The sequence below is a fragment of the Streptomyces sp. NPDC051738 genome, assembly GCF_044453205.1.
Classification (GTDB): Bacteria; Actinomycetota; Actinomycetes; order Streptomycetales; family Streptomycetaceae; genus Streptomyces.
Genome location: NZ_JBITCM010000006.1, coordinates 429,364 through 446,825 on the forward strand (window position 1 = coordinate 429,364; position 17,462 = coordinate 446,825).

General features: G+C 71.0%; 12 protein-coding genes and 2 pseudogenes. 10 read left to right on the plus strand and 4 right to left on the minus strand.

Annotated elements, in window-relative coordinates; genetic code table 11:
* The first annotated feature begins 15 nt into the window (after positions 1–15).
* From ACIA8X_RS17355 to ACIA8X_RS17365, 3 genes are all read left to right on the plus strand, one after another.
* Positions 16–1,143, plus strand: a complete 1,128-nt coding sequence (locus ACIA8X_RS17355; RefSeq protein ID WP_393447975.1) for an LLM class flavin-dependent oxidoreductase — start codon at positions 16–18, stop codon at positions 1,141–1,143.
* Between the two features lie 268 nt (positions 1,144–1,411).
* Positions 1,412–3,988, plus strand: a complete 2,577-nt coding sequence (locus tag ACIA8X_RS17360) for a methyltransferase domain-containing protein (RefSeq protein WP_393447977.1) — start codon at positions 1,412–1,414, stop codon at positions 3,986–3,988.
* Positions 3,989–4,060: 72 nt separating this feature from the next.
* The gene (locus ACIA8X_RS17365; protein WP_399458620.1) at positions 4,061–9,775 is read left to right on the plus strand and encodes a carboxyl transferase domain-containing protein; all 5,715 of its coding nucleotides are present in this window, start codon (positions 4,061–4,063) and stop codon (positions 9,773–9,775) included.
* 43 nt (positions 9,776–9,818) lie between these two features.
* Here ACIA8X_RS17365 and ACIA8X_RS17370 read toward each other — a convergent pair whose 3' ends face one another.
* On the minus strand, positions 9,819–10,292 hold the full coding sequence (locus tag ACIA8X_RS17370) for a MarR family winged helix-turn-helix transcriptional regulator (protein ID WP_393447981.1): 474 nt from the start codon (positions 10,290–10,292) through the stop codon (positions 9,819–9,821).
* 71 nt (positions 10,293–10,363) lie between these two features.
* Here ACIA8X_RS17370 and ACIA8X_RS17375 point away from each other — a divergent pair, with 71 nt between their 5' ends.
* The 5 genes and pseudogenes from ACIA8X_RS17375 to ACIA8X_RS17395 form a co-directional block, all read left to right on the plus strand.
* Entirely contained in the window at positions 10,364–10,738 is a 375-nt protein-coding gene (locus ACIA8X_RS17375; protein WP_393447983.1) for a cupin domain-containing protein, read from the plus strand.
* Positions 10,739–10,837: 99 nt separating this feature from the next.
* Positions 10,838–12,346, plus strand: a complete 1,509-nt coding sequence (locus tag ACIA8X_RS17380) for an MFS transporter (RefSeq protein WP_393447985.1) — start codon at positions 10,838–10,840, stop codon at positions 12,344–12,346.
* A 270-nt stretch (positions 12,347–12,616) separates the two neighbouring features.
* Positions 12,617–12,826 (plus strand): hypothetical protein, encoded by a 210-nt coding sequence (locus ACIA8X_RS17385; RefSeq protein WP_399458621.1) that lies wholly within the window; start codon positions 12,617–12,619, stop codon positions 12,824–12,826.
* Between the two features lie 149 nt (positions 12,827–12,975).
* The gene (locus ACIA8X_RS17390; protein ID WP_393448087.1) at positions 12,976–13,383 is read left to right on the plus strand and encodes a flavin reductase family protein; all 408 of its coding nucleotides are present in this window, start codon (positions 12,976–12,978) and stop codon (positions 13,381–13,383) included.
* A pseudogene (locus tag ACIA8X_RS17395) lies at positions 13,380–13,738 on the plus strand (LuxR C-terminal-related transcriptional regulator); the annotation flags it as partial. The gene ACIA8X_RS17390 and the pseudogene ACIA8X_RS17395, both read left to right, overlap by 4 nt.
* Positions 13,739–13,949: 211 nt before the next feature.
* Here the strand turns inward: ACIA8X_RS17395 and ACIA8X_RS17400 are convergent.
* Complete coding sequence (locus ACIA8X_RS17400) at positions 13,950–14,420, minus strand: hypothetical protein (protein WP_393447989.1); 471 nt, start codon at positions 14,418–14,420, stop codon at positions 13,950–13,952.
* Positions 14,421–14,444: 24 nt separating this feature from the next.
* Here ACIA8X_RS17400 and ACIA8X_RS17405 point away from each other — a divergent pair, with 24 nt between their 5' ends.
* The gene (locus tag ACIA8X_RS17405; protein WP_399458622.1) at positions 14,445–14,933 is read left to right on the plus strand and encodes a GNAT family N-acetyltransferase; all 489 of its coding nucleotides are present in this window, start codon (positions 14,445–14,447) and stop codon (positions 14,931–14,933) included.
* 605 nt (positions 14,934–15,538) lie between these two features.
* Here ACIA8X_RS17405 and ACIA8X_RS17410 read toward each other — a convergent pair.
* Together ACIA8X_RS17410 and ACIA8X_RS17415 are read right to left on the minus strand one after the other, a co-directional pair.
* Positions 15,539–15,667, minus strand: a pseudogene (locus ACIA8X_RS17410) (metallophosphoesterase); the annotation flags it as partial.
* Positions 15,668–15,836: 169 nt separating this feature from the next.
* Entirely contained in the window at positions 15,837–16,034 is a 198-nt protein-coding gene (locus ACIA8X_RS17415) for a hypothetical protein (protein WP_393447993.1), read from the minus strand.
* 634 nt (positions 16,035–16,668) lie between these two features.
* On the opposite strand from ACIA8X_RS17415, the gene ACIA8X_RS17420 reads away from it, so the two are divergent.
* The gene (locus ACIA8X_RS17420) at positions 16,669–17,127 is read left to right on the plus strand and encodes an acyl carrier protein (RefSeq protein ID WP_393447995.1); all 459 of its coding nucleotides are present in this window, start codon (positions 16,669–16,671) and stop codon (positions 17,125–17,127) included.
* Positions 17,128–17,462: the final 335 nt, after the last annotated feature.

A 17,462-nucleotide genomic window follows, 5' to 3' on the forward strand; every position in this document is an offset into this window, starting at 1 on the left:
AGAGGACACCCAAGCATGCGATTCGGAGCGTTTCTCCCTCCCTTCCACCGGCTCGGCCAGGACCCGACCGCGAACTTCCAGCACGACCTGGAGCTGATCAGCCGCGCCGACGAGTTGGGCTTCGACGAGGCCTGGGTCGGCGAGCACCACTCCGGCGGCTGGTCCACCATCGCCTCGCCGGAGCTGTTCCTGGCCGCCGCGGCCGAGCGCACCCGGCGCATCATGCTGGGCACCGGCGTCGTCAGCCTGCCCTACCACCACCCGCTCACCGCGGCCGACCGGATGGTCCAGCTCGACCACCAGACCCGAGGCCGGGTCATGTTCGGCATGGGCGCCGGGGTGCACCCCGCGGACGCGTACATGATGGGCATCTCCGCCGGTGACCAGCGTCGGATGATGGCCGAGTCGCTGGACGCGATCCACCACCTGCTCACCAGCACCGAGCCGCTGACCCGCAAGACCGACTGGTTCGAGCTGCGCGAGGCCCGGCTGCAGCTGCGGCCGTACACCCAGCCCTGCTTCGAGATGATGGCGGCGGGCGTGGGTACCGAGCGCAGCATGCGGCTGGCCGGCAAGTACGGCATCAACCCGCTGACCTTCGCCGGACTGGCCGGACGGGAGGCCCCGCCGCTGGGCAAGCTGTGGGAGGCCGCCGAGGACGAGGCCGCCAAGAACGGCACCACGGTGGACCGCGGCAAGTGGCGCGTGGCGATCTGCACCCACATCGCGGAGACCCGCGAGGAGGCGTACCGGCAGGTGCGCGAGGGGGCGGCGGAGTGGTTCCGCGACTACGTCAAGGGCACCCTCGGCGCCGTCGGTGACCTGCCGGAGGGCCGCGAGGTGGAGCACATGGTGGAGACGCGCACCGCGATCATCGGGTCCCCGCAGGATGCGATAGAGGCGATCGAGCACCTGACCGAGCAGAGCGGCGGCCTCGGCAGCCTGCTGCTGACCGTGCAGAACTGGGCCAACCGCCGGCAGACCATGGAGAGCTTCGAGTTGTTCGCCTCGGAGGTCGCGCCGCACTTCACCGGCTCGGTGCGGGGCCTGCGCGACTCGCAGGCCTGGGACGCGTCGCACCGCCACGACTTCTCCGCGCAGGTCCGCGAGGCGGCCCAGGCCGCGGCGAACGGCAGGGTCTGACGAGGCCGCCCCGGTCGCGGCCACCGGCCGCGACCGGCGGCCACGCGGGACGTCGACGGCACGCCCCGGAGCGTTCACGGCCGCGTCCGTGACCCGGTCCCGCCCGGCACCCCGCGCCGATACCGGTGCGCATCCGCGCACCTGCCCTTCCCGCCGACGTACCAAGACGAACACCCGCGGCTACCAGGCTCGCGTCATCAGCTGACTACGGGGGTACTCAGTGCTTTCTGGGACGACAACCAGCACGTGTCGATCGACCGACAGTGAGGTGCCGGCGGACCATCAGGCCGACGCGCGCCGCCGCAATTTCCTCCACCAGGACGGCGTGGTCGTCTCCTCAGTCCTCCGCGCACTCGACTCGCTCGGCCTGCTGGACACCGGACCCGGTCAGCAGTGCGGCCTGCCCGAGACCGGTTACCTGAGCGTCGTCCGGCGCTGCCTCGCGAGCGTCGGCTGGTTCGACGGTGACGCCGAGCCGGCGACGTGGACGCCGTCCGGGCGAGCGGCCCTGCGCCATCGCGATCACCTCGTGGCGGCGGGCCGGCTCCTCGCCCGGTTCGCCGGCAGCGCGCCCGACGCGTGGCAGACCCCGTGGGATGCCGAGACCGCGGACGCCTTCTCAGCCGCGGTGGGGCGCTTCGAGGAATGGCACGCGGGCGCCGAGCAGGACGAGTTGGTAGGGGCATGCCTGGAAGGCGCGCTGCTGGTACCGGTCATGCTGGCACTGCGGGCCGACGAGGGCGGCGACCGGCTCCCGCGGGACGCCGAACGTTTCCTGGCCCTGATCGGCTGGGTCGACGCCGAGTCCCGTTGGACCCGGAAAGGCCGGGCCTTCCGGGAGTTCGGCGACCACTTCGGCCTGGCGGGCTCGCATCTTCCCCTGCTGGCACGCCTGGAAGAGCTGCTGCGCGGCGAGCTCGTGGTGGATCCCGGCGACGACGCATGGCAGGGAGAGCGCGAGCTCCAGGTGTGGGCCGGCTCGGCCGCCCGTCGCCGGTACTTCGCCGACGCGGACCCGATCTTCCAGGAGATGTTCGCGTACGGCCGGCGGCCGGCGTTCATCGCCGACATGGGGTGCGGTGACGGCAGTTGGCTCGCCCACCTGCATGCCATGCTCGGGGACGGTGTCCGGTACGTCGGAATCGACGCCAGCCCCGTCGCTCTCGACGCGGCACGGCGGACGTTGCGCGCCGCCGGCGTACGCGACCCGCTGCTCCTGTCGGGAGACGTCGCGTCGCCACAGGAACTGCGGGCGCGACTGGCCGAGCACGGGCTGTCGATCGAGGACGGCCTGCACATCCGCTCGTTCGCCGATCACGGCCGGGTCTACCGGGGCGGATCGCCGTCCGACGTCCCTGGCACGGCGTCCGGCGCGTACGTGGCGCCCGACGGCACGCCGCTGTCGGCCGCCGCGGTCGAGGCGGATCTCGTCGCGCATCTCGAGCGCTGGAAGCCGTACATCGGCAAGCACGGCATGGTGCTCGTCGAGGCGCACAGCGTGCCGCCGCACGTCGCGTCCCAGCATCTCGGCACGCTGCACGCGGCCGCCTTCGAGGTCTACCGCGGCCTGGCGCACCAGTATCCGGTCGAGTACTCGACGTTCATGACCTGCTGCCGGAGGGCCGGTCTGACCGCGAGCAGCCACCTTGAGCGCCGTCACCCGGCCACGCGGCCTTTCGTCGCGGTCTCGGTCAACCGGTTCGTGTGCGCGCAGCCCAATCCCCTGGAAGTGATCCAGCGACGCGACCGAGACGGCAGGCCCGGGGCGCCCGCGGTCGCGGGACAGCACCTCGTGACGACCGCGCGGGCGGGCGACTGGCGCCCGGAACCGGGATGCGACCTGGACGACGGTCGCGGCCTGCACGAACTGCTCTACTTCGACGGCGACTTGTCCCAGCCCCGCAGGTGGTCCGCCGGAGCGACCGGAGTCGTGGTCCGCGAAGTCATGGCCGCGATCAACGCGCGTGCCGAGCAGGCCCGCAGGGGCGAGGTCATCCGGGTTCTGGATTACGGGGCGGGTACCGGCCTGGCATCGATAGAACTCTCCAAGGTCTGCATCGCGCAGGACCTTCCCGAACGTCTCGCCGGTCTCGGTATCGGCTTCGAAGTCCACCTGGTCGACCTGCCGACCGGATGGTTCGCCCAGGGCTATGAACTCCTGAAGGACGTCCCGTGGGTCAGGTTCCATTCTCTGCGAGGAGAGGACGGTCAATTCCGTGGGCTGCTCGACGTCATGTCAGGCGATCGCGTCGACGTGGTGATGGCGAACATGGTGTTCCACCTGCTTCGTGAAGGCCCTATGCGGCACGCGGCCGCCTCGATCGCGGAGGTGCTGGCGCCCGGCGGAAAGCTGGTCTTCAACGCGCCCGACCTCGGACCCGCCACCAGGAACTCCGTTCATTTCCACGACCCCAACCGCCTGCTCAGAAAGCACTGGCTGAACGCGCTGGACGCGGCCGACCCGTCCCATTGCCCCGCGCCGCTGCGCGAGGCCGTCGCCCGCGTGCGTCCGAGCGAAAGAGCCAACGCCCAGAAGCGTGCGGATCGCCGGATTCTGCCCACGCCGCAGTCCATCGAAAGCGTGGTCGCTGCTCTCGCGCCCTTCATGACCGGAACGTCATTCGGTCAGACTTTCGAGTTGCTGGCCGAGGAAAACCTGGCGACCGCCCTCGTCCCGTCGAATCAGGCGGAATACCTCGCCGAGATATCCGACCGGGCGACCCGAGAGGAAGTCATTCGCTTCATCATGCGCGAACGTGTCTTCCCGGAACTCTCGAAGGGGCCGGCCGGAACGGGTCTCGGCTACAACATCGAGTGGAAGTTCGGCGTATTCGAGCGCCTCTAGGAATTCCTTTCACTGTGACTTTCCAAAAGCACTCTCCGGCGCTGCACGAATCTTCGTAAGGAGGCCTGGCCGGTGTTCAGGCGTATTGCCATTGTCAACCGGGGGGAAGCCGCGATGCGGCTGATCCACGCTGTCCGTGACCTGTCCGCGCAGACCGGGACGGTCATCGAGACGGTAGCGCTGTACACCGGCGCCGATCGCGGTGCCACGTTCGTGCGGGAGGCCGACCGAAGGGTCTTCCTCGGCGCGGCGGCGGACCGCCCCTATCTCGACTTGGCGGTGCTGGAGAGCGCCCTGGCGGAGTCGGGCGCGGACGCGGCGTGGCCGGGCTGGGGTTTCGTCGCGGAGGACCCGGCGTTCGCGGAGCTGTGCGAGAAGGTCGGGGTCACGTTCGTCGGCCCGTCCGCGGAGGCGATGCGCAATCTGGGCGACAAGATCGGCGCGAAACTGATCGCCGAGCGGGTCGGCGTACCGGTCGCCCCGTGGAGCCGCGGCCCGGTCGCCACCCTGGAGGAGGCACACCAGGCGGCGGAGCGGATCGGCTACCCGCTGATGCTGAAGGCCACCGCCGGCGGCGGCGGGCGCGGCATCCGGGTCATCACCTCGGCCACCGACCTCACCGAGGCCTTTGAGCGGACCAGTTCGGAGGCGGTGCGGGCGTTCGGCAACGGCACGGTCTTCCTCGAACGGCTCGTGACCGGTGCGCGGCACGTCGAGGTCCAGGTGATCGCGGACGGGCAGGGCACGGCCTGGGCGCTGGGCGTGCGGGACTGCTCGGTGCAGCGCCGCAACCAGAAGGTCATCGAGGAGTCCGCCTCCCCGCTGCTGTCCGCGCAGCAGGTCACGGACCTGAAGGCGTCCGCGGAGCGGCTCGCCCTCTCGGTCGGTTATCGGGGCGCCGCGACCGTGGAGTTCCTCTACCACCCGGATGACAAGCAGTTCGCGTTCCTCGAGGTGAACACACGCCTGCAGGTCGAGCACCCGGTCACCGAACTGACCACGGGCCTCGACCTGGTGCGGATGCAGCTGCACGTGGCGTCCGGCGGGCGCCTCGTCGGGGACCGGCCGGCCGAGTCCGGGCACGCCGTCGAGGCACGGCTGAACGCCGAGGACCCGGACCGCGACTTCGCGCCCGCGCCCGGCCGCATCACCCGCCTGGTCCTGCCGGCCGGGCCGGGGATACGCGTCGACACCGGCGTCGGCGAGGGCGACACGATCCCCGCGGACTTCGACTCGATGATCGCCAAGGTCATCGCCTACGGCCGCGACAGGGACGAGGCCCTGGCCCGGCTGCGGCGCGCCATGACCGAGACCAGCGTCGTCATCGAGGGCGGCGCCACCAACAAGAGCTTCGTCCTGGACCTGCTGGACCAGCCCGAGGTCACCGACGGCGGCACCGCGGCCGGCTGGGCCGACACCGGCTGGATCGACCGGGTCCGTGAGCAGGGCCGCCTTGCGGCCCACGAGCACTCCGGCGTCGCCCTCGTCGCCGCGGCTGTCGGAACGTACGAGGACGAGGAGGAGGCCGGACGGCAGTCGCTGCTGGCCGCCGCCCGCGGCGGGCGACCCCACGTCCGTCACGACCCCGGGCAGGCCCGCGACTACAAGCTCCGCGACGTCTCCTACCGGGTGCGCGTCGCGCGCCAGGGCCCGGACCGCTTCCGGGTCGAGATCGCGGCCGGCGGCGACGTCGCCGTGGCCGATGCCGTGCTGGAGCGGTTCGACGGTCACAGCGGCGCCCTCACGGTCAACGGGCGGCGATTCCGGCTGACGGCCTCCGTGCACGGGCCCGTGCACCTGGTCGAGGTCGACTCGGTCGCGCACCGGATCAGCCGTGACGAGGGCGGCGTGGTCCGCTCTCCCGCCCCGGCCCTGGTGGTCGCGACCCCGGTCGCCGCCGGGGACGAGGTCGCGGAGGGCGCCCCGGTCCTGGTGCTGGAATCGATGAAGATGGAGACGGTGCTGCGGGCCCCGTTCCGTGCCCTGGTCCGCGAGTGCCCGCTCCCGGTCGGCACCCAGGTCGAGACCGGTACGCCGCTGCTGCGCCTGGAGCCGTTGCCCGACGAGGACGGTGCGGCCGGCGACGGCACGGCCGTCGGCGAAGGCATGACCCCGGGGGAGCAGGCCATCGACCTGCCCGCGGTCGCGGACCACGGGTCGGCCGCGGACCTGGCCTCCGCGTGCCTGCGGGACCTGCGTGGCCTGCTGCTCGGCTTCGACGGCGACGCTGACGACCGTACGTTCCTGCTCGCCGCGTACCTGGGCGCCCGCGCCGAGCTGGGCGACGAGCTCGTCCCCGCGGAAGGGGACCTGCTCACCGTCTTCGCCGACCTGTCGGAGCTGAGCCGGAGCAGGCCGGTCCGCCATGCCGGGGCCGCGGACGTGGACCTGGCCGGGACCGGCGGCACCGTGAGCTTCGTGCACAGCCCGCGCGAGCACTTCCACGTCTACCTGCGCAGCCTCGACGCCGACCGCGCCGGGCTTCCCGAGCCGGTCCGGACCCAACTGCGTCGGGTCTTGGCCCACTACGGCGTCACCGGGCCGGACCGGACGCCGGAGCTGGAGACGGCGGTCTTCCGGATCTTCCTCGCCCAGCAGCGGATGGCCGACGGTGCCGTGATCATCCGCGAGCTGCTGCGGCGGTGGCAGACGAGCGCACCGCCCGCCGAGCCCGTCCGCGCGCGGGTGGGCCCGGCCCTGGAACACCTCATCGAGGCGACCCGGGAGCAGTTCCCCGCCGTGTCCGACCTCGCCCGCGGCGTCCTGTTCCGCTGGTTCACCCGGCCGCCGCTGCGCCGCGACAGGGCCCGCGTGTACGCCGCGGTCCGCGCGGACCTGCGCCACCTCGACGCGCAGCCGCTCGCCGCCGACCGAGGCGACCGCATCCGGGCGATGGCCGCCGCCCCCGAGCCCCTCGTCCGGCTGCTCGGGCAGCGGCTCACCCGCTCCGCGCGCCTGGCGGGCGGAGCGGGTGCCGACCGGCCCGGCCTGGATCACACGCCGCTGCTGGAGGTCCTCACCCGCCGCTACTACGGCAACCGCCGCCTGGCGAACGTCACCGTCGCCGACGTCGCCGGGTACCGGTTCGTCACCGCGGAGCACACCGGCACCCTCGCCGCCGGCCAGGCCGGCGCCGTGACCCGCGTCGCTGCCACCACCACGGACATCGCCGGCCTGCCGGGCGCGGTCGCGGCCACCGGGGCCCTGTCCGGCCAGACGGCTGGCGGCGGCCTGGCCGCCGACATCTACGTCGCCTGGGCCGGCCGGCCCGCCGCCGACGAGATCGCCGCGGCGGTCACCGGCGCCGTCTCGGCGCGGCTGGCGCCCGCCGGGGTCGTCCGGATCACCGTCACGGTCGTCGGCACCGCGGCCACCGTCATGCCGCACCACTTCACCTTCGGACCCGGCGACGGCAATCGCCTGGCCGAGGGCCGGCTGATTCGCGGCCTGCACCCGCGGATCGCCGAGCGCCTGCGGCTCGGCCGGCTCCGCGCGTTCGGTCTCACCCGGCTGCCGTCCGCGGACGAGGACCTGTGCCTGCTCCGGGCCGTCGCGAAGACCGACGGCAGAGACGAGCGGCTGATCGCGATGGGCCAGGTCCGGAAACTGACCCCGCTGCGCGACGCCGAGGGCCGGCTTGTCGCCCTGCCCGAGGTGGAGAACACCCTCGCCGCCTGCCTCGACGCGATCCGCACCGCCCGGTCACAGCGGCCGGACAGCGTGGGCCCGGGGACCAACCGGATCCTGATGTACGTGTGGCCCCCAAGCGACGTCGGCGTGCGGGAACTGGCCCCGCTCGTCCGCCGGCTCCGCCCGTCCGTGTCGGGCGCCGGCCTGGAAGAGGTCGAGCTCGTCGTCCGGCGGCGCCAGGCGAGCGGGGAACCGGCGGAGACGTCCCTGAGGATCACCGGCGACACGCAGGGCGCTCCGGTGCTGCACGCCGGTCCGCCGCCCACCGACGTCATCCCGCCGCTGGACGACTACCGGCGGAAGGTCCTGTCAGCGGCCCGCCGCGGCACCGTCTACCCCTACGAGCTCACCGGCCTGCTCGCCGGGGACAAGGGCACGTTCACCGAGTACGACCTCGAACCCGGCGAGGCCGGCAGCGCCGTCGGGCCCGGCACCGGGCGCAGGTGCCTGGTCCCGGCGGACCGGCCGAGGGGGAACAACACCGCGGGCATCGTCGTCGGCGTCGTCACCACGCCCACAGCCGTGTACCCCGAGGGCGTCACCCGGGTGGCGCTGCTCGGAGACCCGACGAAGTCTCTGGGTTCCCTGTCCGAGCCCGAGTGCGCCCGCGTCATCGCCGCCCTCGACCTGGCCGAGGAGATGCGGGTCCCGGTCGAGTGGTTCGCCCTTTCCGCCGGGGCGCAGATCTCCATGACCTCAGGCTCGGAGAACATGGACTGGGTCGCCGCCGCGCTCAAACGGATCGTCGAGTTCACCCAGGCCGGCGGCGAGATCAACATCGTCATCGCCGGGATCACCGTCGGCGGCCAGCCGTACTGGAACGCCGAGGCGACGATGCTCATGCACACCAAGGGCATCCTGGTCATGACCCCGGACTCGGCGATGGTCCTCACCGGCAAGCAGTCCCTCGACTTCTCCGGCGGCGTGTCCGCCGAGGACAACTTCGGCATCGGCGGCCACGACCGGATCATGGGCCCCAACGGCCAGGCCCAGTACTGGGCACCGGACCTCACCGCCGCGGCCGCGCTCCTCATGACCCACTACGACCACGCCTACATCGCGCCCGGCGAGAAGGCGCCGCGCCCGTCCCCGACGACTGACCCGAGTGACCGGGACATCTGCGGCCACCCGCACCCTGCCGACGGCAGCGGGTTCTCCACCGTCGGGGAGATCTTCTCCGCCGCGTCCAACCCGGACCGCAAGAAGCCGTTCGACATCCGGACCGTGATGCGGGCCCTGTCCGACCAGGACCACCCCGTCCTGGAGCGGTGGGCGGGCATGGCCGACGCCGAGACCTCCGTGGTCCAGGACGCCCACATCGGCGGACACCCGGTCTGCCTGCTCGGCGTCGAGTCCCACTCGGTGCCCCGGCGCGGCTTCCCGCCCAACGACGGACCGGACACCTACACCGCCGGCACGCTGTTCCCCATGTCGTCGAAGAAGACGGCGCGGGCGATCAACGCCGCCTCCGGCAACCGGCCGCTCGTGGTCGTGGCGAACATGTCCGGATTCGACGGCTCCCCGGAGTCGATGCGCAAGCTCCAGCTGGAGTACGGCGCCGAGATCGGCCGGGCGGTCGTCAACTTCGAAGGCCCGATCGTGTTCTGCGTCGTCTCCCGCTGCCACGGCGGCACCTTCGCCGTGTTCTCCAAGGCGCTCAACCCGAACATGACGCTCCTCGCCGTCGAGGGCTCGTTCGCCTCCGTCCTCGGGGGCGCCCCCGCCGCCGCGGTCGTGTTCTCCGGCGAGGTCCGCAAGCGCACCGCCGCCGACCCAAGGGTCGCCGGCCTCCACGCGAAGGTGGCCGGGGCCGGGACGGCCGACCGCGCCACGCTCGACGCCGAACTGGCCGAGGTCACCGAGGCCGTACGGGCGGAGAAACTCAGCGAGGTCGCCGCCGAGTTCGACGGGATCCACACCATCCAGCGGGCCGTCGAGGTCGGCTCCGTCGACAGGATCATCAGCGCGGCGCAGCTGCGCCCCGCAGTCATCGAAGCAATCGAGACATGGAAGTCGGAACGGTCACGTCCTACCACTGACGATGAGAACGGAGAATTCGTCCCACCCGCGAGATCGGCCCCGGTCTACTCGCGATGAGCTCGCGATGAGTGTTTTCCGTTCGCCTTTCCGGAGAAGGGCCTCACCACGTCGGCCGCAGCGGCGGAATATTGCCCCCGCTCAGCGACACAATCATCTCCGCCAGCGTCATCCGCAGGGTGTACATGGGAATCCTCCCGGTCTGGCCGATGACCTCGGCTTCGAGGTCACGCAGTACGGCGCCGGCGACCTCCAGGTGCTCATAAGCCCTTTCGGTCAGCTGAATCAATTGGCGGCGACCACCGGACGGGTGCTGCACGCGAACCACATACCCGTGTTCCTCAAGGTGCGTGATCATCCCGCTCACGGCCTGCTTGGTAATTCCCAGTGCGGCGGCCAGTTCGGTACCGGTGGCGCCACCGCCCTTGAGTACCTGAAGGGCCATGCCGTCAATTGGTCTGACGTCTTCATAGCCGCGTTCGTTAAGCCGACCCACGAACTCCCCGAGCAACAGCTGGAACGTCATCCCGACAAGGTAGATGAGCTCGTAGTCAGTCAGGTCATCCGCGTTTTTCATGGATCCATGTTGACACACGCTCGGCCGTCCCCATTAGAGTGTGTCAAGCAACTTGACACAGGAGGAGCACCGTGAACATCATCAACCCCTCTGAAGACCGGACGATCAAGACCGCGTCCGCCGTGATGTACGGCCTCGCCGCGCCGAGCCAGGGCAGCGACCAGGTGGCGACCTGGAAGGTCTCGGTGATCGACGGCGGCGAGTCCCCCGTCCACGTGATCGACAAGGATCAGATCTGGATGCCGATCGCCGGCTCCTTCGAGTTCACGGTCGACGGCGAGACCGAGCAGGTCTCCGCCGGTCAGGCGCTGGTGGTACCGGCAGGCTCCGTGCGCCAGTTCCGCAGCACCGGTCAGCCGCTGGAGGCACTGGTCGCCATGCAGGCCGGAGCGCTGGTGAGCATTCCGGGCACCGAAGGGGCCAACCCCATCCCCTGGGCCGTCTGACATCGACACAGGGCCCCCTGGCCGCCGCTCCCGACTGGTGATCGGCCCCGCCAGGCGGGCCGTCGCACCATCTCCGTTCCCTCCGTCTTAAGGAAGGCAATGTCGAACACCTCGGCTGCACCGCCCCAGGTAGCCGCCCGGTCAGCCGAGCGCCGGCTGACGATGGCCCTCGTCGTGATCGTGACCTGCCAGCTCATGATCATGCTGGACCTGACGATCGTGAACACCGCCCTGCCGACCATCCAGCGCGAGCTGGGCTTCTCCTCGGCCAACCTCACCTGGGTCATCAACGCCTACGCGGTGGCCTTCGGCGGCCTGCTGCTGTTCGGCGGCAGGCTCGGTGACGCATACGGTCGCCGCACGGTCCTCATCGTCGGCGTGGCGGTGTTCACGATCGCCTCCCTCGTGGGAGGTCTCGCCCAGAACCCCACCTGGCTGCTCACCACCCGGGTGATCCAGGGGATCGGGGCGGCGGTCGCCGCGCCGAGCGCGCTGTCGCTGATCGCCACCACCTTCACCGCACCGCCCGCCCGGGCCCGGGCCCTGAGCTACTACACCGCCGCGTCCTCGGCGGGCGGCTCCCTCGGCCTGCTGGCCGGCGGCATGCTCACCTCGTGGGTCAACTGGCGCTGGGTGATGCTGGTGAACGTGCCGATCGGCATCATGATCATCGTGCTCGCCCTCCGGTTCATCCCGCAGCCGCCGCAGGTCAAGGGCAAGCTCGACGTGTTCGGCGCGGTCACCGGCACGGCCGGTCTGATCGGCATCGTCTACGGGTTCACCCACGCCGCTGACGGGGGCTGGGGCAGTACGCAGACGATCACCGCCTTCGTCGCGGGAGCCGTGCTGCTCATCGTGTTCCTGATCGGCGAGCAGCGGGTGGCCCAGCCGATCATCCCGTTGTCCCTGTTCGCCAGCCGGAACCGGGCCGTCGCCTACGCCGGCATGCTGATGCTGCCCGCGGCCATGTTCGCCGGCCTCTACTTCCTGATGGTGTACGCCCAGGACTCCCTGGGATACACCCCGGTCGAGGCCGGCTTCGCGGTCGTTCCGCTGACCCTGGGCGTCCTCTCCTCACGGTGGACCTTCCCGCCGCTGGTGAAGAAGTTCGGCCCGAAGAACCTCGTGGTCGCCGCGGCGGCGCTGATCATCATCGGCCTGCTCTGGCTCAGCCAGATGACCCCGTCCACCGGCTACGCCTTCATCGTGGTCCCGACAATCCTCTGCGGCGTCGGCGTCGGCATCGCCTTCACCGGGCTGAACTTCACCGTCCTCGCGGGCCTGCCGCCGCAGAATGCCGGCGCCGCGGCGGGCATGCTGCAGACCATGCAGCAGGTCGGCGGTGCGCTCGGCATCGCCGTCCTCGGCACGATCTACATCTCCGGGCTCGAGGACGCGCTCAAGACCGGCATGACCTCGCAGGACGCGGTCGCGACCGCCGCGGGGGAGGCCCTGGGCGGCGGCGCGGTGTTCATCGCCGTCCTCCTGCTCATCGGGCTGTTCGGCCTGGTGAAGATGGCTCCCGCCCCCGCCGCCGCCCCTGCTCCTGCTCCCGCCCCCGCTCCTGCTCCTGGAACACAGCCCCCTGGGCAGGCGACCTCTGCGTAGACCCGCAGTACCGCGTAGGTACGGGGCAGGGTGAATGCTCGACCTGCTTGGCGTGGCTGAAGATCTCGGTCCGCCAAGCAGGTCGAAGCCTGTGAAGCCGAAGCCGAGGCCGAAGCTAACCGAAGTCGAAGTCGAAGCCGCGCATCGCAGGGCGTCGCCCTGCGCACGGACAAGACCCCATGGGCATCGGCGACATGAGCTGATGTGCTCCACGGTTGAAGTGTCGACCGGGCGGCGACCCGGACATCGTGATGACGATTGGAGGCTGTCGTGAGGACCTGCGTTGCAGCGGGGAACCCCAAGGCAGGTTCGCGGGCTCCCGGCCCGGTCCAGGCACGTGCGAACGCAATCGCCATCGCCATCGCCATCGTCATCGCCGAGCCTGGCGGCGAGACCACGATGACGGACCCGGCCGAGCACGCGGCGGAGATCTCCGCCCGGCCCTCCTCCACCGCCGGATTCACGGTCGGCGCGATATGACGTTCACGGGCCTCGACAGGCGCTTCGGCACCGATGCCGCGGTCCTCGCACCCGCGGTCGCCCATTCCGACCAGGTGCGCGCCGTCTTCGGCGGCTTCCCCGCGGCGGTCGTGGCCCTCTGCGCGACGGTCGACGGGTCGCCATATGGGATGGTCGCCACATCGCTGGCGGTGGGAGTCTCCTTCGACCCACCCATGGCCCTGTTCTCGGTGCGGAACGACTCCTCGACCTGGCCCGTCCTGAAGACGGCCGGGCGGATAGGCGCCTCGGTGCTCGCCGAGCACCAGGGCGCGGCGTGCCGCCAGCTCGCGGCGAAGGACGCGGACAGGTTCGCCGGCCTCGGCACCCACCCCACCCCACACGGCTCGCTCTTCGTCGAGGGCGCGAGCTCCTGGATGGACTGCGAGATCGCCGGGGAACTCCCCGCGGGCGACCACACCGTCATCACCTTCCGGATCCACCAGGTCGGGCACGGCCCCGAGACCCCGCTGCTCTTCCACGCGGGCGGATTCCCGCGGATGCGCCACGAGCGCGCATGCCGGACGTCGACGGCCTGACCGCGCTGGGGTCCGGTGCGGCCGGTTTCCTGCTCAAGGACACCGAGCCCGATCAACTCGCCCAGCTGGTCCGTACGTTGGCCGCAGGCGGGGTTGTCATGTCACCTAAGGCATCGTGCGCTGTGTGGCAGAGCCATCCCGGGGCGGCCGAGGACGCCGAGACCGCCCGCGTCGGGCGGCTCACCGAGCGTGAGCGCGAGGGGCTCGTGCTGATCGCGGAGGGGTTGTCGACGCGGACGTCGGTACGCGGATCCACCTCAGCGCGGGCACCGTCAAGGACCACGTGAGTGCGATCCTCACCAAACTGCGCGTCACCAGCCGGGTCCAGGCGGCGCTGCTCGCACAGCGAGCCGGTGAAGGCGCTGGCCATCGCGGGCTGCGCCGCACTCGCCGCCCGTCGGCGCTTTCCGCTCGCGGTGTTCGTGTGCACGCTGCCCGCCACCCTGATGCAGGACATCGTGTTCGCCCCGTTCGCTGCCCTGTTCACCCTCGCCGAGCGGTCCCGCAACCGCCGTCTCCTCACCGCGTGCGCCACGCTGTTCATCGTCGAAAACATAACCGGGGGGCTACTCGACGGTGACAAGCACTTCGACCGGGGTGCACTCCGGAGCCGAGGCGATCAGGTGGATCTTGCCGGGGCCGGTCGGGCGCAGGGCGGCGAGGGAGCGGCCTTCGTAGGTACGGCGTTCGGTGGCGTCGAAGCGTTCCTCGGAGGCCGGATCGGCGCTGCCGAAGCCCGCCAGGACGCCCGTGGCGGAGACTTCGAGGCGCACCGGGCGGTCGGCCGTGGTGTGGAGGGTGCCGTCCGGGTCGGTCAGGGTGAGGGTGATGTATGCGAGGTCGCTGCCGTTCGCCGTGATGACCGGGCGGTCGGTCTCTGCGCGCAGCCGCACCGGGCCGGTGGCGGAGCGCAGGGTGTGGCGGCCGGTTTCGACGCCGTCGCGGCAGGCGATGGCGAGGAGTTCGCCGGGCTCGTACTCCGTGTCGAACTTCGTGCGGAAACGGCGCTCGCCGACCGGCCGGCCGCAGGAAGGCACTCCCCGATGCGAAATACTCTCCCGATGAGTTCACGCACTTCCCCGATCAGCCAGCCGATCACGATACGAAGGGCAGTCGCGCGGGATGCCAAACGGCTCACGCGGCTCGTGCGTGGCTCAGGCGCCTACGAGGGTAAGTACGCAGCCGCAGTGGCGGGCTACCGGGTCGGTCCTGACTACATCGAGGCCCACCGTGCCTTCGTAGCCGTCGGCGCCGACGAGCATGGAGGCCGGGTCATCGGGTTCTACTCGCTCGTCCTCGCTCCACCGGAGCTCGACCTGCTGTTCGTCGCCGACGAAGCGCAAGGACGTGGTATTGGACGGCTGCTCGTCGCGCACATGCAGTCCGAGGCTCGTGCCGCCGGGCTCGAACGTGTCGAGGTCGTGTCGCACGTTCCCGCCGAGGACTTCTACCACCGCGTCGGCGCAGTGCGGACCGGGACCGCACTCGCGAACCCGCCCGCCGTGCCGTGGGACCGTCCCAAATTCGAGTTTCGCATTCCTTCGGAATGATGCGGTGTACCGGTTCGCAGGGCACCGCCTTCGCCTGCATGGTGGCTGGCATGCAGGAGCCGCTGGACGCCGCGCGCTCCGTGTGTGCCGTCGTCTTTGCCCTGGCGGGGGGGATCGTCTGCGCCGGCGGCCTCTCCCGGCGACTCCCTCGCCTCCGGCACTCCCAGGGCCATCGAAATCGCGTACACCTCAGCTCGCTCCATACACGATCGAGGTCGGCCGCTGTAGATACGTAGTTCACACAACCCTGATCTGTGAGAGCCCTTGCCCCGTGGAGCTTGGCCGGTCGGCGTCGGTGCGGCCCGCGGTGGAGCGGATCGCGGCACGCTCCGGACAGGGGCATCAGAGCCTGACTGTCGTGGGTGTTGGCCAGGTCCGACTGGGCGCTCGGGGCGTCTGCGTCGACGATGGCGATGGTCCTGCCGGAGCCGCTGGCGGAGGCGGCGGAGGCCAGGCCGTAGGCCGACTGCAGGTCGCTGGGGCCGTGGCCGGTGGGGGAGTCCGCGGCGGCGTTCGGCCGGACGGTCTGGGGTGCGATGCCCTTCTTCGGGGTGCCGGCGCACTGCAACATCTCCAGGCGGAACCGCCGGCCCGCCCGCCCAGCGCTACGGCGTGGGGGGCCGCTGCGGGGAGCGGAGTATGAGCAGGGTGATCTCGCTGGGGGCGAAGATGCGGAAGGGCGGGCCCCAGAAGCCGGTGCCGCGGCTGGTGTAGAGGTGGGTGCGGGTGCCGTGGTGGCGGGCTGCCCGGTGGCGGGAGGTGAGCTGGGGGAGGTCGTCTTCCCATACGGCGCGGACAGTGCGACCGACGAGGGTGCGCAACACGGGCCACATCTGCAGGAGCAGATCCTGGTTGAGGTAGTGGGCAGGTCGTCGCGCAGGCGCCCTCATGCAAGACGGTGCGTTACGGGCCCATGCGCTGGTGAGGTTTGCTCATATCGTACGAGGTCATCCCGGACCAGGCCATGTGCGGTGGCAGCTCCACGACTCCCCGGGCAGGGCCGCGCAACTCGTCCAGCGACTTCGGCATGCGCCGCCGGAACTTCTCCCGGTACAGCGCGATGTCCTCGGCGTCCGAGGAGCCGATGCCGCAAGCGGCCATGGGATGCACTGCTGCTGGCGCAGTTCGCCGAGCCGGGTCCGCTGATCGCGGGCGCGAAGGCGGTGGGCGATCCGATCGCGGTGCTCCCGACGCTGTACCACCTGCTGTGGACCGGGCGGCTGCACACGGACTTGTCCGTCCGACTGGATGCACTGTCGGTGGTGAGCTGCGCATGAAGGTGCTGCGTGTGGGCGACCGGGTGCGTTTCGACGGCGGCTGCCGGCAGGTCGCGGGCTCGACGGGGTGCGGGTGCGCCTGGCCGCGTCCGCACCAGTTCCGGCCCGCGTGTCATGGCCGCGCTGCGGAACCTCGCCATCGGGGCGCTTCACCTGCACGGACGCGACGACACCGCCGAAGCCACCCGCCGGGCAGCACGACGGGCAGAACACCCGTTCCGCATCCTCGGACTTACATCATGATGTTGGAACGGCCGTGCTTGCGGACCACCGCATGCGGAGCGGGCCGGGAATGGTCTGCGCGGTGTTGTCTCGCCGGCGAGACAGGCGCAGCCTGGGGAGGGCCTGCGAGGGTATTCGTGTGCCGCGGCGAAGTGGTGTCGGCCGCCGTTCGGATGTCGAGTGTCGGATTGTTTGCACAGGAGAGACATGGCGAACCCAGTTCGAGGATCAGGGAGATGGCCGATGAGTCACGGCAGAGAGGCGGCGGGCAGGTGACGATCGGCAACGGCGACGGCCTCGTGGCCGTCCGCGGCTATCTCGACGGGCTGATCCGGGCGCGACTGACCGACCCGTTCAGCTGGGACGTCCCGTTGGTCTCGCTCGGGTTCGACTCGCTCGCGGCCATCGAGCTGTGGAGCCGGCTGCGGACCGACCTCGGTGTGGACGTCCCGGCTGGCGAGCTGCTGGACCTCACCCTGGATGGCCTGACGGCGCGGGTGCGGGCGGAAGGTGGGTCTGTCGCCGCGTTCGCTGCCGGACCGGTTGCCGGCGGACCCGCCGGGGCAGACCTCGACGACGCCTCTCCGGAGGCGGCCGCGCAGCTGCTGGCGACCCTCGACGGCCTGGACGACGCGGGGATGGAGCGCCTGGCGGCCGGACTCGGACCCGGATCCGAGACAACGCCCGCGGACTGAGCTCGGCCTCCCCGACACGCACGTGATCGACAAAGCCGAGGACGCGATTCCCAAGAAGTCCCTCTGGTACAACCGAGACTTCATGCTCTTGTGGAGTGGGCAGGCCGCCAGTTAACTCGGCTCGTCGGTCTCCCTCCCGGCCGGTGTCGTCGATCGGTGGCGGGCTCGTCGGGCTGCTCGCGCCGCGCGCGAACTGCGCGGATGCGGCCACGTAGGCGTTGTCAGCGTTGTCGCTGTTCCTGATCCGCAAGCCGGCGCCCGAGCCGCGCGCCGAGGGCCGGAAGATGAAGCGGGAGATCGCCGACGGGTTCTGATTCGTCGTCAAGTACCCGATT

Bases quoted from the DNA above. Each gene is read 5' to 3' on its own strand.
- ACIA8X_RS17405 (WP_399458622.1), top strand. From the start codon at position 14,445: ATGAGTTCACGCACTTCCCCGATCAGCCAGCCGATCACGATACGAAGG.
- ACIA8X_RS17390 (WP_393448087.1), top strand. From the start codon at position 12,976: ATGGTCGCCACATCGCTGGCGGTGGGAGTCTCCTTCGACCCACCCATG.
- ACIA8X_RS17355 (WP_393447975.1), top strand. From the start codon at position 16: ATGCGATTCGGAGCGTTTCTCCCTCCCTTCCACCGGCTCGGCCAGGAC.
- ACIA8X_RS17420 (WP_393447995.1), top strand. From the start codon at position 16,669: ATGGCCGATGAGTCACGGCAGAGAGGCGGCGGGCAGGTGACGATCGGC.
- ACIA8X_RS17370 (WP_393447981.1), bottom strand. From the start codon at position 10,292: ATGAAAAACGCGGATGACCTGACTGACTACGAGCTCATCTACCTTGTC.
- ACIA8X_RS17380 (WP_393447985.1), top strand. From the start codon at position 10,838: ATGTCGAACACCTCGGCTGCACCGCCCCAGGTAGCCGCCCGGTCAGCC.
- ACIA8X_RS17415 (WP_393447993.1), bottom strand. From the start codon at position 16,034: ATGGCCGCTTGCGGCATCGGCTCCTCGGACGCCGAGGACATCGCGCTG.